Here is a 14,870-nt window from a genome sequence, read left to right as displayed (position 1 = left end):
ATAGACAAACATACAACTTGAAAACACCAAATTGCCTGTTGGTTTAAACCATATTAAGCCTAATAATCAATTTGAATTGAGCATTATGGCATATATGCCATAATGCAATTTAAACTTTAATATTTACGGATAAACATATGTTAATCAGCGACATATAACAAAAGATTTAAATTATAGTTACAGATGTTTTTATCGTCAATAGAAATGTCTTCTTGTCTATGTACTTTTGCTATGCAAATCAGTCTATAATAGTTATTTTTTTAATGAAAAATAGAACAATAGTAAATATGAATTTAATATGATTTAGAAACCATTGAAATACGATACAAAACTCAATGAATTTCGTATCGAAACTCATTGAGTTTTTAACCCAAAATCATTAAAGTTTTGAAGAATTTTAATAACCACTATAGAAATTTATTTTTTGTAAATATTTTATGAATGTATTACCTACAGTATCTAAGATTATACTAATAATTGAATACAATTAAGTTCTTATAAAATTTTGATACTCATGTTTTATTACAAAACATAATAAATACGTGCAACACGTTTACAGTTAATTTTGAATAAATATTTTTATAATTGCTATTTTTTAAAGAAAAGCACATGCAAGTCAAAGCATATTTATATACTACTTTACCTGAAAACTCTACGATTTGACGGATATTGCATTTGTGTTAATTATTTTTAACCAAACGAGATGCAAGGCTAGAATATTAATACCTATATTTGAAAACTTTCATATATATATTTATTAAGAATCCGGATTTTGCATCTAAAAGGGTTCCAATGTAAAATCCGGCAGTATTATTTAACCCGTGAACCCTGCGCTATTTACTATGAGAAAGGATTATCATCTTCAGGTCGTGTCCTTTGTCACTTTAATTGTGCTTTTGGGGACAAGCATTACCGCCAACGGACAATCGTATTTGATTAACGAAGGTTTCGAGGGCGAAGGTTTTCCGCCTAAAGAATGGAAAATTGTTGATAACGACGGAGACGGACACTGCTGGCAGACAGCAACACGAAGTGATGCTACTGTCAGTGGAGAGAAAACCGCTATATCATATACTGTAGACCCGAATAGTCCTACAGAAGAATATGGCATACAGGACAATTATCTGATAACACCTCAAATTGAGGTTACAAACGAAACATTCCAGATTTCATTTAAATATTGCGCCCAAGATCTTGACAGCAAAGAAAAAATTGAGGTGAGGATTTCTGAATCAGGAACTGATGTTAAAGACTTCACTACCATACTATATGAAGAAACCGTAGACAACGGATATGACGACTATCCTACATTGAAGACTTTAACACGCTCATTAAGCGAATATAATGGAAAAAAAATATATATAGCGTTTGTACACAAAGGTTCAGGAAGTTATGCACTTGGAATTGACGACGTGGAAGTGACAAACCAGAAAGGACCGAAAGCAATAAGCAATCTTACTGTTACTCCTGGAGAGAACGGAGCTTTGTCGGCAACACTTACATGGAAAAATCCACAAACAGACGGCACAGGAACAGATATTACGGGGGAACTGGCTATAGGCATATACCGCGACAATAAACTGCTGACCGCAATAACAGAAAACGTTACTCCAGGCGGAACTTTATCATATACAGACACAAGTATGGATAATGGCATGCATACATACTCTGTAATCGCCAAGACTGGCGAAGGCCAGTCAAAGGCTGTATCAAAAAGAGCATACATAGGGGAAGACGTTCCTGCAGAAGTAGAGAACTTAAATGCCTATGTGTCGGAAGGACAAACCATAATAACATGGAATGCTCCTACCAAAGGCATGAATAAAGGATATATAAACACGGAAAATCTGACATACACTGTTGAGCGAAAAACGGATAATGGAACTGAAGTGATAGCCGAAGGAATAAAAGAAAGACAATACACCGACAAAGTGTCGGCTGGAGCTCTGCACTCATATATCGTTACGGCATCCAACAATACAGGTACCAGTAAGCCTATAACTTCTAATGCTGTAATAAGTTACGGAGATGACATGAAAGACATATCTGCCGGCATGAATGCAAATACAGAATATGGAAATCCGTATCTGCCATTTGATTTCAGTCAGCGCTACGGTGTTTATCAGGCAGTATTCTATCCTGAGGACTTAATGTATGCCAAGGGTACCATACGCCATATTGTATATAAGAACAGCTTTAGCTCGAGCAAGTTGGAGAAGCCTATACGGATATGGTTAGGTGAAACAGACAAGCAGGATTTATCGGAAGGCTGGATAAGCACAGAAAATATGAAAGAAGTATATAACGGGAATATAGCATTTGTCAACGGTATAAATGATGTTCCTGTAGAGTTGGCTGAACCATATGAATATACGGGAAAGAATCTTGTAGTTGTAATGACGATGGACTATAGTCAAGGCAATGGAGGGTATTTTGACAGATTCTTTATCGAACAAACACCGGATAAGCCTAAACGCACACGCAGCTATATGTCGTATGAACCGATAGACAATTCCATGCTTACAGAGAGCACGGGCGGACTTTATGACGCTATGCTTATGACCAGATTTGTGATGAACACGAAAGACGCGGCCGGACTCCATGGAACTATAACTGATAAAGATACCGACAAGCCTATAGGCGGAGCAATAATTTCGATACCGGAACTTAAACTGTCGACCGTAACTGACAACAATGGAGAATACAGTTTCTATGTGGTGCCAAGCGGACTGCAGCATGTAACGATAACAGCAACAGGATATCTAGATTTTGAAAAAGACATAACAATTCAGAATGAAGGTGAACAGACCGAGAATTTCAGTATAGAAGCCAAACCTACAATAACTGTAAGAGGATGCATAAAAGCAGAAGACACAGGCAAACCGCTGAAGAATGTAAGAATCAATGCTTACGGTTATTCTGATGTAAGCACAACGAGTGCAGACGACGGTACATTCGAATTGGGCGGAATATATGCCAACGAGAGTTATTCGCTCAGCATAGAAACACCTCTTTATGACGTATACAGACAGGAATTGCCTAGCGATAAAGACTTGAATATGGAAGAAATTATACTTACACGCAGCCTTATCAGCGTCTATGGAGTGTCTAGTGAAATCAGTTCTGACGGTTCTTATTCAACAATAAGCTGGAAAGACCCACTTTCGAGAAAAGGACGCATAATGTGGACAAAATGGGGCAACTCGGAATATAACGAGAGCACCGGAGGTGACTATAGTGCAACAGACTATAATGTAGCTCACGCATTTACGGCAGACGACATAAAAGACTCAATGATGATAGGACAAAGTTTTCTGAAAATGAAAGTATTTATTAAAGCCGAACAAGGTACATATACAGCTAAAATATGGAAAGGAACGCGTGACAATAACGTGGAAATAGCTTCAAAAGAAATACCTGCTTCTGAAATCACGGCAGAAGGAGCATGGGTAACAGTCGAGTTTGATTCGCCTGGCGTAGAGATTAAGGAAGGAGAAAACTATCTGATAGGAGTAAACTGCAAGAATGGTCCTACTGACCCAATAGGCACCGCCGGCTATGGAAGCAGCATTGACGGAAAGAATAATCTGAAATGGAGCAATAATCAGTATTTATATGACGGATATTATGCATGGAATATTTCTGCATACTGCGGCATACCAGGAACAGAATTGCCAGTAACAACAGAAACAGAAGCGCCGAAATGCTCATATAACATATACCGAATAGATACGTCGCAACCAGAACAAGAGACAAAACTTAACAAGGATCCGCTAACGGAACTGACATTTACTGATAACGACTGGGACGAACTTACAGCAGGGAAATATATGTATTGCGTGAAAGCAGTTTATAACACAGACAAGGAGTCTGCCAGTGCATATACTGACACTATTGTAAGGGCTATCAACATTGATGCCGGCATAGCTGAATTCATATCGCCTATAAAGACTATAGATCCACAAGGTAAAGTTGAAGTAAAGGTAAGGGTCAAAAACTATGGCGAAAAACCGCTGACAAATGTATCTGCATATTTCACCGTAAACGACAATGAACCTATTGGGGAAACATTCACGGTAAACTTAAACAAAGGCGAAACCACAGACCTGACTCTTGGTTCTTATGAACTGAAAGAAAAGGCTCTATACATATTCAAGGCATATACTGAAATTGAAGGAGACGAGGCAGTAAACAACGATGCCAAGACATTCTCTTTGCCAAACTTTGATGATGTAGGCCTGCGTGCGTACAGATGGGACGCTTACGGGAATGCCGGTATGATGAAAATACACTCTAACATACCGGAACAGGCTTCGTTCATAAAAGAAGTAATACCGGATGAAGCATTAATAAATGCCGGAGAATATTATGACGGACGTGTATATGCATACACGGCAACATGGTATTCTGAGCCAAGACAATTTGTTGTTCTTGACACAATAACTTGGGCTCCTGTAGCATCAGCTACAACAGAAGACTTTATACAGGATATGGCATTTGACTACTCGTCGAAGACGATGTTTGGATTGCGTGCCACAAACACTACCAGTGAACTTGTAAAAATAAGCCTGACTAACGGTGAGACAGAACTGATAGGCAATACCGGAATAAACTTGCATGCAATGGCTTGCAGCAAGGACGGAATATTGTATGCCATATCTTCAGATGGTGACCTATGTACTATAGATAAGGCTACGGGTATACCGACTACAATAGGAAATACAGGAATAACAGACGTGGCATATCTTCAGTCAATGGCATTTGACCATAATACAGGGCGATTATTCTGGGTGCATACCGGTGCAAAAAGTCAGGGCGAACTATATGAAGTGAATCCTGAGACGGCAAAACTGACACCGTTAGGAACGGCAATTTATAATGATAACGCATCGGAACTAGTTTGCCTATACACTGTTTATGACCATACTGCAAGCGGAATAAACGCTATGAATGGTAATGACGGTAAATTCATAGTTTATCCAGACGGAAAGAACCTGACCATAAGTTTACCGCTTGAAAATGCCGAGACTGCAGAAGTTAAAATAGTAAACACTGCCGGTATTATGGTTGCGTCAACAATAGTGAATGGTCAAATTACATCATATAAAGTCAACCTTATGCCTGGTGTCTATGTAGCTATAGCCAAAACATCAGCAGGAAGAATATATAAGGCAAAACCATTTGTAATAAGATAAAGATTTAAATTATTAATAAGTAAGCATTAAGAGCCAGAACTGTACAACAGAATATGGCAGTTCTGGCTCATTTGTTAATAAGCAACAATCTGTAATTCTCTTGGATTTAAATAAATATAATTAATAATAGAAGAAAAACTAATTCAAATTATATATGACATATTTATACGACAAAAATTGGATATACAAATTATGAGATGAAATATAAAACATATTAGAATCGTTTAATTTACTTTGTATTTTCTGGCATAGATGAAAAATTATGCAATTAATATACAAAATTTTACATTCATAGCAAAAAATATACTATATTTGTATTTAATAAATCATATTGAGAACCTAAACTTAAATTCACTAACCACAAACAACTAAAAACATGAGAAAAAGAAACACAACGCTTGCATGCGCACTCATGCTACTTATGTCTATGTTCTTAATTCCTGCCGATGTAGGTGCACAAATTAAGTGGCAAGAAGATTTTAATTATCCAACCGGTAACCTCTATGGCCATGGCGGATGGGGAAAGTATGGTTCTAATCCTAACGATCCTATACAGGTAGTAGAACAAACCCTAGACTATGAAGGATATCCTGGAGGGGTTAAAGGCAAATCAGTAAAACTAGGGGCTGCTTCGTCAGGAGAAGACTTACTTGTTAGATTTGATCCTAGTGAAGAAGGTATAAAGAATGGTACAATGTATTATTCTGCTCTAATTAATGTTTCTGAGGCACCAAGTGGTCCCGTACATGTAATGGCATTGCTGGCACGCACATTCAGCAGCGTTGTTAAAGACGGAACAAGTCCTACAGAATTAGGCCGACTATATGTTAATGCCGGTGACGACGAAGGACACTATAAGCTGGGAGTTGAACGCGGAAGTACAAAAGCCGTTTATGCAAACAGAAGTTTCAATATCGGTGAAACTTATCTCGTTGTTGTTAAATATGAGATTGGTGCAGCCGGTGAACGTCATGACGGTGTTACGCTGTATGTTAATCCAGCAAGCTATACTGAAGAGCCAAAAGTTGCTGATGCTGTGTTTGACCCGTCATCAGCAGGTAGCGGTATATCAACATGGGGCCTGCAAGAACTTGAACTGCGCCAAGGAACAAATTATAGCGCAACAGCACCTACTTTACTTGTGGGATCATTGCGTGTAGCTGACAGTTATGCAGAACTCTTTACAGAAAGTGCAGGACCAGGAGAAGACACTCCGGTAATAACTTTGAGCGAAAGAGGTTTGGATTTTGGTACGTTGTATAGTGGTGACATAAAGACCAAGACCGTAAACGTGAAAGGCGTAAACCTGACGGACGACATAACAATAACTGTAGACAACTATGAATTAAAGCCGTCAGTTACAACTATATCTGCAGCAGATGCAATGGCAATAGAAGGTGTGGATGTAGAATTTACGCTGACACCGACAAGCGAGAACGGCAAGGCAACAATAACATTTGTCAGTGAAGGAGCTACAGACGCAACACTCGGAGCGACATGGAGCACTATCGCTGTGAAAGACATTGCCACCCTAAAAGAGTTTGCAACAGAAGACGGTGAAGCATATCTCACCTACCGATATAAAGGCAAGGCTGTTGTAACGTTTGTAGACAAGAGTCAGGCAAGTCCCGTTTATTACCTTCAGGACGAGACAGGCGGACTGCAAGTGAAGAACGACTACGACATGATGACCGAGACGTATAAGGAAGGCGACATGGTTACAGGATTTATAGGAATGATAACCAGTTCGTTCGGCGTAAACTCGTTTATTCCGTTGACAGCATCACTCGGTACACTTGTTTCAGAGAACAACACTGTTGAGCCTGTAACAGTGACGTTGGCAGACCTTAAGGCTGCACCGACTGATTATACAAACAGATTAGTGAGAGTTGCAGATGCACAATTTAAAGACATTTCAGAAGGTGCCACATTTACCGAAAGCATGTCTCAACCCACAATAACAGACGCAACAGGAGAAGGTAAACTAAGACTGTTTAAAGGTACAACCCTAATAGGAAAAGCAATACCGACAGAAACAGTACATATAACAGGACTGTCGACATCAGCAAGTGCTGTAATTGTTGCGCCGCGCAAGGCTGAAGACATAAAGTCGGCTGTAGCGTCAGAACCATCGTTGACTGTTACCCCTTCAAAATTTGAAATGGCAGCAGGACTGGTTGGTAAGTCGTCAGAATTTGGAACGGTGCATATAAATGCAGTAAACATGCCGGCAGCAACCAATTTTGAGATTATCGGCAAAAACCGCGATATGTTTGAACTTTCGGCAACATCAGTACCCGCAGGAACAAACGAGACCGACATTGTGATAACATATAAGCCCACAGCAATAGGAAAACATGAAGGACGCCTGTTTATAGACTGTCCAGAAATGCCGTTACTGTCACAAAGCATTACTCTGTCAGCCTATGCTATAGACGAGCTGAATCCGCCGACAGTAACAGTAAGTCCTGAAACATTGCCTAAGTTTGAAGCCAAGGTCGGCGAAAGACAGGAGCAGACAATAAGCATAACGACAGCCAATCTGCCAGACTATGCATACATGAAACTGAAAGAATCAGGCTCGTTCCTGTTAAATACGACAATGCTGATGAAAGACGCTACAGCAAATGTGAAAGTTACGTTTGCTCCGAAAGAAGCCGGAGAATATGAAAACGAGATTGAGATATACGGACTCGGACTGGACACATTGAGAGTGAAGATAAACGGTAAGGCAGGTGAAAGTACTGAGCCGGAGCCTGAAAAGGAAGGCGACGAGTTGCCGCTCGACGCTTCATCACCGATGAAACTCGTAAATGAACATTTTGACAATGTAACAAAGAACAAGCCTCTTAGCATAGAAGGATGGAAAAACCTTGCAATGGTTGGTAAACGTGCATGGTGGGGATATGAACTGCCTGATGAAGATGAGTCTGCGGGTGAAAAGGTTGCAAAAGTTACTCCTTACGACAGCAATGTTGCCGAAGGCAAAGAGACTACTTGCGAGATGATGCTCGTAACTCCACCACTCGACTTTAAGAATTCAGAATCGAAGATGTTTACGTTCAGAGTGAGAGGCGACTATCTGGCGGACAACCAGACAGACCTGCTGGAGTTATGCTATATTGACCTGGCTGAAGGTGATATGTTTGTGGCACCAGTTGAGGGATTCGCTATGCCGAATACTGAAGACCAAAGCGGAGAATGGCAGGAATATCATATAGACCTGACCGGACAAAACATCGCTGACGTGTTCTTTATGGGATTCAGATTCAAGAGCACACGCGGACGTACAAACTCTGCAACATATTATATTGACGATGTAAGTTACGGCCGTACAGACCTAGCTGTTATCAGGCCTTCGCTCACACAGCTTGCATTCACTGCAACGGCTGGAAAAGATGCAGTATCAGATGAAATAACTGTAACGGGTAACAACCTTGCAGAGCCAATCAAGCTGTCTTTGGGAGGTCCAAATAAGAGTAAATTTAAATTGTCAACAACTCAATTACCTGTAACAGGCGGCTCATTTATGGTGTCGTTCAATTCTGACGAAATAGGTGTTCATGAAGCTTATGTGAAGTTATCTTCACGAGGTGCAGCCGATATATACGTGCCAATATCTGTAAATAATACTGTAGCAGGTTGCATAGATGGTATCAGTGTGGAACAATGCGACATCGAGGTATACGACCTTAATGGAAGAAAGATAGCAAAACATAAGATGACGACAGCAGAGAAAGTGAAAGAAAATCTGCCAACAGGTATCTACGTAATAAAACAGATATCAGAAAATAGCATAAATGTAAGTAAGATTAGAATTAAATAGATTAATATTTAGTCTGTTTTAAATAAGGTCCATAAATACGAAAACCTGTTCCCTGAAAATATTGACAAATATAGGGAGCAGGTTTATTTTTTTACCATATATGATGAAACTGTATGCTATGAAAAACATAATATGATAAGCGTCATCAATACCCTATCTCATTTAAATGATAAGACATGGCAACATAATAAATAATTTATGGATAAATTATTGTGTTGAAACTATTTTACGACAAAAGCCACACTCATAAATAATAAACGCCCTAACTATTTTTAAGTTAAAAATAAACAGACAGAACAAAACAATAGTTTATTATAAACTATTAATAAGTAAAATAGTAGCAAAAATGATGACCGAATATCATTGTATTATACTTTTTATATGTACTTTTGCATAAAATCTTCAACAAAAAAGTATTTAGTGATAAAAGACGATGGAGGTATAAAGATGAAAGAGTTTGACACATACATTTTTGATTTGGACGGAACTTTGTTGTATACACTTGATGACCTTACCGCAAGTACCAATTATGCAATGCGTGCATTTAGTTTGCCAGAACATACAACAGAAGAAGTAAGGATGATGGTTGGCAATGGCATAAAAAAACTTATTGAACGTGCTGTACCAGGAGGAAAAGACAACAAACATTATGAAGATATTTATAATACATTTATTGAATATTATCTGAAACACAACGCCGATACAACAAGGCCATACGACGGCATAATAGACATGTTGGCAATACTAAAACAGTATGGCAAAAAAATTGCCGTAGTGAGCAACAAGTACTGTAAAGCAACAGAAGAACTATGCCGGTACTTTTTCGGTGATTATATAAAAGTTGCAATAGGCGAAAGCGATAAAATAAGAAAGAAACCTGCACCAGACACAGTTAATGAAGCCTTGAAACTTCTTGAGGCGGAACGCGATAATGCTGTATATATAGGCGACAGTGAGGTTGATATCCAAACTGCACGTAATAGCTGCATGCCATGCATAAGTGTATTATGGGGATTCAGGGATAAAGATTTTCTGATAAGAAATGGAGCGCAAACGTTAGTAGAAACTCCAAATGAAATCACCTCATGTATAAAATAAATTGAACGGCGTATACTGCATGACCAATAATCAATATTATACGTTATAAAAGTCTATTAATACAGTCCTTGTAACAGGTTTGTAATTCATAACATAAATTGAAATAAAATTTATTAAAGACCTAAAGATTTAATCCCACCCATAGGCACTATAAGATATTTTGTGTAAATGTAAAATACAGGATTCAAAATAGAGTTCTGTATTTTTTATTTTATATATTTACGCCAAAAGAATAAGATTATGCGAGAAAAGAATCAAGTAGTGCCCGATGAGATGTTAAGCAAGGAATTCCTTAGCCGGTTCAAGACAGAATCCGATATAAGCAAGTTCCTGAAGCAGTTGCATGCCCAGGTATTGGAAAAGATGCGTGAAGGTGAAATGGATGCCCATTTGGGGTATGAAAAGAATTCCGCGGCCGGTAATAACAGTGGCAATTCACGCAACGGCAGCTATCCGAAGCGAATCCTGACTGAACACGGGAAAGCAGTCATCTCCCATTCCGCGTGACCGTAATGGCCAATTTGAGCCTATAGCTGTGCCCAAACATGAAAGCCGTGGACTTTCTATTGAAAAACTTGTCATCTCACTGTATGCCAAAGAAATGAGCGTTTCTGACATAGAGGAAGAGATGCGTGAGATTTATGAAATTGAACTCTCTACATCAGCCATTTCCATCATTACAAACAAGGTAAGCCAGGCCGCCCAGGAGTGGCAGAACCGTCCACTTGATCCTGTTTACCTGATAGCCTGGATGGACGGTATCGTCTTCAAGGTACGAGATAACGGCAAGATTATAAACAAGACCGTTTATCTTTGTGTCGGTCTGAAACAAACGGCCTGAAGGAAGTTCTTGGCATGTGGGTCGGCAATTCGGCGTCCTGACCGATTTAAAAGCCCGTGGAGTGCAGGATATACTGATTACCTGTACCAACAACCAGAATGGATTTACGGATACCATCCGTACCGTATTCCCTCAGTCTTCCACCCAAATCTGTGTGGTACATCAGATCAGGAACTCTTGTATCAGACTGTTTTCTTCCAATTCCCGCTGGAAATAAGCAAATAATCTATACTACAATTTTTTTGTAAACAGAATCCAGATGCAAGAAGAAACTTACAGTTAAATCCTGTTTACATTTACACAAAATTTTGGACAGTGTCAAAAAAATACGAGACTCAAACTTGAATCCCGTATTTCTATTTATACAAAATTATTTATACTAGTAAACAAAATTAGATATATTGCTATTGGAACTTTATTCTATGAATGTTATTGTTGTAAAGCCACGAAGTATAATAGAGTTTCTTTTACTCTTAATATCTGTACTAATACACGGAATCTGTGAATCAGGCTCGTCACGCGATGGCCAATATGCTTTTATACTTCCATCATTATCAAGAAAATAATATGAATACAATGTACCTGTACCTGTAAAAAACAACGTCTTACCTAATTTTTCAAGATTGGCATTAATTGCTTCCAAGTTATTTTTTACATACTTGAGATCTTCCAAAGTTGGTATTCTAAATGATTCAAGGCCATCAGAAGCTGCTGCCATATCTTTTAGTTTCACATTTATAGCTTCATTTATTGAAGATTGATCGTTATCAGTAAATACCAGTCCTTGTTCAAATGTTGTAGACATCAATGTTACTTTTGTACCATTTCCTACATTTTCTGACTTTAACACATAACAATTCTTATACAATGTACCAACTTCAGGAGCATTTCCTGTTGTCGTTTCCCCTGTGTCTTCTTCATCCTTTCCTTCTTCAGTTTCCGAGCCGGTATTTTCATCTATGGAGCTCCCTGTTTCATCAAAATTGAAGTTTATGTTTTTAACCCCTTGCCACGTTGCTCCGGTTATAGTCCCATTAAGTGTTATTCCGTTTTCATTGTAAGTTCCTGTTATATTAATTTTGTAGTTAGCCTTCAACTCATCTGTACTCGTATATGAATAGCTCTTAGTGTTCTTCTCGGTCTTTAATGAAACCTTAATTGTTGCCTGTCCGCTAGCTTCAAGAAGATACGCATTATAATTGTTTTCCCATGTGTTTCCGTCACTTCCTTTTATAAGATCTATTGTCTGAGAGCCGTCAGTACCTTCATAATTACCGTTTAGTAGAAGATTTTCATAAAGCGGACTAATTGTAACATTTACAGCAATTACATTTGAAGGCACATTCTTTATACTAACATTCTCAATCAGCATAACTTTCCTTTCAAGCGACAACGTTAGTGTATTTTCTTCTCCATATGCCAAAGTGACATTGTTTTTTGCAGCCATAAGATCTGTGTGCGTTTTTCCATCATTCAACTTAATCAAATATTCTTTAGCTGCGTTTTCCTTTGTTGGCAAATTGTATATTTCAGCATCAGCTCCCGCTATAGCATATACATCATAACTTCCTTCAGGAAGCCTTAATGATATAGGAGTTTCTTCTGATTCAATCTTGGCTGTTTCAATACAAGCATCCCCACTAAATACATAAATGTTCACAGGATAGCTTATTTTGCTTTCATCAGTCTCACTCACAGCCATAACTCTAGTTCTGATAATCAATGTGCTATTGGCCTCTTTTACACCAAAATCAGCGTCTTCATTGTATTTTTCACAAGAAAAAAGCAACATTACTGCAACCATCAGCAGCATTAGTTTAAATGTTTTGTTTTTCATAGTTCTACTATTTTTTATTATAAAATTGAAAAAAGATTGCAGATTATACTACAATATAGTTTTTATGTATCGTATTATATCGCTGCAGGAATCCTAATATGTTTAATTTTAAATGTTATTTTTTCAAAGATATAAATTATTTCTTAATATTGAATGTTTTATGAATTTTATTAATAATTATTTAAAACTAATTATACTTAATAAGTATTTATTTAACTAATACGGCTAATTTTACCATATAATCATTATGGTCACGCACTAATATAATGAATCACTTATTGTAAGATTTCAATACATTTTCTAGAGTATATTCAATTCTGTAAAGTTCTATTTAATGATAAATGCTCAAAAATCCATACAAAAATGCATAAAATATATAAGCACTATTCATTAGTTTTCCAGCAACTTTGGTATATTTTAATTTCAGCTTCCATAATTTATCTAACCTTTCATTTTAAAATAACGGATTCCATTACTTATCATTCCCATCCGTCCCATCAGGGGGCAGTAGAAATTTAATGGGGATTTTTGTTTAAATTCCATATAAATTCCGACCTTTGCAATATGGAAACGAATCAATTGGAAGTGTTAGCCCGCCTAGTGCTGCCTTCAGAAATACTGGATTATTTTAGTATAGTAAGTGTTGAAGAATCTTCGAGTGAGATTCATATTCACCTTGATGAATTAATGAATACTGAATTATCTAATGATATTCATTTTGAGTCAAAGGGTTTTATGAGTCCTGTCAACGTTACTGATTTCCCAATCCGTGACCATAAGGTTATACTGGTAATCCGCCGCCGAAGATGGACAGACCTTCGCACCGGCAAAAGTTTCAGTCTCCCAATTGCGCTTGATGTGGCCTGCCAGGGCACCCGTTACTCCAAGGAGTTTGGGGCTTTTTTAAAAGAAACGTATGGAGACATCCCGGGTGACTTGCCGTACGCTTGAAACATTTTATCATATAAATGCACATACTTTTGAGAAGCAGTACAAAGAAATATTAAGTGGTTACCGTGAGTGGGATGAACTGGATCATGCCGACAAATGGCTGCTGTTTCCTGAAAACATAGGTCCCCGCCTCGCAATAGACGAATCCTCCCTGTCTAATGACGAACTGTATACGTTTGTTACCAACCGTGACCGCCATGCCCTTGAAGGAAGCCTTGTGGCGGTAGTTGCCGGAACAAAATCTGAGGCTATAATACAGACTTTAAAACAGATTGATAAAGCGGAACGTATGAAGGTTGAGGAGGTCACTCTTGATCTTTCAGACTCGATGCGCAAAATAGTTTCTGTAGCCTTTCCTAATGCCAAACGGGTAATAGACTGTTTTCACATACAGAAACTGGCAGGTGATGCTGTACAGGAAATTCGCGTGACACATCGCTGGGGTGCACTGCAACAGGGCAACGGGGAAATGGAAGAATGCAAACTGTAGGGTAAAGCCTATGTGCCATTTCGTTTCCCCAACGGAGACACACGCCCCGAACTGCTTGTCAGAAGTCGTTACCTGCTGTTTAAATCAGCAGACAAATGGACAGAAAGACAAAAAGAAAGGGCCGGAATCCTATTTGACGAATACCCGGATATTAAAGTTGCTTACGGACTGTCGCACTCACTAAGAATGATATTTTCCAAAAACACAATCAAAGATGCCGCAAGGCTCAGTATGGCAAAATGGTATGATAAAGTGGAACGTGCAGGCATGAAGCAATTTAATGTGATTGCTGCAACATTTTATGAACATTATGATGAAATATTGAACTTTTATAACAATCGTTCCACGAATGCAGCTGCTGAATCATTCAATGCTAAAATCAAACTCTTCAGAGCTAATCTCCATGGAGTGACGGATAAAAAGTTTTTCCTCTTTAGAATCGCAAAGCTCTACGGATACCCCCATTAAATTTCTACTGCCCCACTATTAGTCCCATAAGTCTCATTAATCTCATCCTCAGTGGGAATCAACCAAAAAAAGAGTCCCTGACATCATAACTGACATCAGGGACTCAACTCTGAAAAAAAAGGCGGCCTCCTACTCTCCCGCATTGCATTGCAGTACCATCGGCG

General features: G+C 38.4%; 5 protein-coding genes and 2 pseudogenes. 6 read left to right on the top strand and 1 reads right to left on the bottom strand.

The features are described 5' to 3' along the window. Window positions 1–842 precede the first annotated feature (842 nt). From ACZMIG_RS07485 to ACZMIG_RS07470, 4 genes and pseudogenes are all read left to right on the top strand, one after another. Window positions 843–5,195 (top strand): choice-of-anchor J domain-containing protein, encoded by a 4,353-nt coding sequence (locus tag ACZMIG_RS07485; protein ID WP_487889402.1) that lies wholly within the window; start codon window positions 843–845, stop codon window positions 5,193–5,195. Window positions 5,196–5,571: 376 nt separating this feature from the next. Next, the gene (locus tag ACZMIG_RS07480; RefSeq protein ID WP_487889401.1) at window positions 5,572–9,021 is read left to right on the top strand and encodes a DUF5689 domain-containing protein; all 3,450 of its coding nucleotides are present in this window, start codon (window positions 5,572–5,574) and stop codon (window positions 9,019–9,021) included. Window positions 9,022–9,468: 447 nt separating this feature from the next. Then, on the top strand, window positions 9,469–10,119 hold the full coding sequence (locus ACZMIG_RS07475) for an HAD family hydrolase (RefSeq protein WP_288172633.1): 651 nt from the start codon (window positions 9,469–9,471) through the stop codon (window positions 10,117–10,119). Window positions 10,120–10,392: 273 nt separating this feature from the next. Then, a pseudogene (locus ACZMIG_RS07470) lies at window positions 10,393–11,138 on the top strand (IS256 family transposase); the annotation flags it as partial. 237 nt (window positions 11,139–11,375) lie between these two features. Here ACZMIG_RS07470 and ACZMIG_RS07465 read toward each other — a convergent pair. Continuing rightward, window positions 11,376–12,797 (bottom strand): hypothetical protein, encoded by a 1,422-nt coding sequence (locus tag ACZMIG_RS07465; protein WP_418874351.1) that lies wholly within the window; start codon window positions 12,795–12,797, stop codon window positions 11,376–11,378. A gap of 564 nt (window positions 12,798–13,361) precedes the next feature. Between ACZMIG_RS07465 and ACZMIG_RS07460 the strand changes: the two genes are divergently transcribed. Beyond that, window positions 13,362–13,748, top strand: a complete 387-nt coding sequence (locus tag ACZMIG_RS07460) for an ISAon1 family transposase N-terminal region protein (RefSeq protein WP_302330437.1) — start codon at window positions 13,362–13,364, stop codon at window positions 13,746–13,748. After that, window positions 13,714–14,706, top strand: a pseudogene (locus ACZMIG_RS07455) (ISAon1 family transposase). Before ACZMIG_RS07460 ends, ACZMIG_RS07455 begins: the two are co-directional and overlap by 35 nt. Window positions 14,707–14,870: the final 164 nt, after the last annotated feature.

The sequence above is a fragment of the Xylanibacter sp. genome (genome assembly GCF_057607445.1).
Note: the sequence above shows the minus strand (reverse complement) of the source record. Positions and strands in the feature narration are given on the sequence as shown.

What these genes read in the sequence shown, in the direction of transcription:
- ACZMIG_RS07485 (WP_487889402.1), top strand. Translation starts at nt 843, where the DNA reads ATGAGAAAGGATTATCATCTTCAGGTCGTGTCCTTTGTCACTTTAATT.
- ACZMIG_RS07480 (WP_487889401.1), top strand. Translation starts at nt 5,572, where the DNA reads ATGAGAAAAAGAAACACAACGCTTGCATGCGCACTCATGCTACTTATG.
- ACZMIG_RS07475 (WP_288172633.1), top strand. Translation starts at nt 9,469, where the DNA reads ATGAAAGAGTTTGACACATACATTTTTGATTTGGACGGAACTTTGTTG.
- ACZMIG_RS07465 (WP_418874351.1), bottom strand. Translation starts at nt 12,797, where the DNA reads ATGAAAAACAAAACATTTAAACTAATGCTGCTGATGGTTGCAGTAATG.
- ACZMIG_RS07460 (WP_302330437.1), top strand. Translation starts at nt 13,362, where the DNA reads ATGGAAACGAATCAATTGGAAGTGTTAGCCCGCCTAGTGCTGCCTTCA.